This window comes from Streptococcus penaeicida (assembly GCF_002887775.1).
Classification (GTDB): Bacteria; Bacillota; Bacilli; order Lactobacillales; family Streptococcaceae; genus Streptococcus; species Streptococcus penaeicida.
The window spans coordinates 1-954 of record NZ_LOCM01000036.1 but is presented as its reverse complement, the minus strand read 5'-3'; the positions used below and the strand labels follow the sequence as shown (position 1 = coordinate 954).

1 protein-coding gene is annotated in these 954 nt (G+C 39.2%); it reads right to left on the bottom strand.

The genetic code is table 11. The annotated features are described in order from the left end of the window. The coding region (locus tag AT575_RS10015; protein ID WP_165778668.1) for a transposase at positions 1 to 954 on the bottom strand (954 nt) is incomplete at both ends.

The window sequence follows — 954 nt, the reverse complement described above, 5'->3', positions numbered from 1 at the left end:
TTAACTCTTGGTATCTCTGATTCACATAAAGACCTTTCTGAGGGGCTAAATCAGGATATTCTGCCTTATAAACTCTGATCTCTTGTTGGAATCCAGTAGATGTTCTAGTCTCTTTGATATAGTCAAAATGATAATCCCATCCATCCGGATGCGTGTAGGTATCACTGACCTCATCGTAAAACCAATTATCTAGATTCTTTGAAGACTGTTTCTGCTTTCTTTTCTGCTCCTTATCAAACATACCATATTTAATCAGGTGCTCAACTCCTAGTTGGTCAAGTCTAGTTAAGTTTTCTTCACTACCATAACCTGCATCCGCAACAACCATCTTAAGGTCATGGGGATAACTATTTAATAGTGGAATGAGTGTTGTGGTATCGGTTGGGTTTGGAAAGATATCATAATGAAGGACAAACTGATTTTCCGTGGCGATTTGAAGATTATAACCTGCTTTAAGTTGTCCATTCCTCATATGGTCGTCTTTCATCCGCATAAAGGTAGCGTCTGTATCTGTTTTAGAGAAGCTATTGCGACCATCGAAGGTAGAGTGATAGAATTCATATTTCTCAGCCCGCACTGAAAAATCGTCCTTAACCTTTCGAAGGACCTTCTTGAGTTTTCGGCGTTTGACTTTTCTTTTATCCTGACCTTTGACAGGTTCCTCCTCAATGACTTGATTTAACTCTGCCAATTCTTCTTCGATAATTTGAGCAAATGCGGTCAACTGTTCAGCAGTTACTGGTTCTTGTTCATCTAGATCAATCGCCTCGTTAATCAAGGGGCTAACTTCTTCTTGAAAATAGTGGTGTAAATCGGCTTGAAGCTTAGCAGAGAATTTATCAGTCGCTTTCTTCCAGACAAAGCTGTATTTATTGGCATTGGCTTCAATCTTAGTACCGTCAATATAGAGACAGTCTAGAGTAACTAAATCCGCCATCTTGAGACGAAGATTTA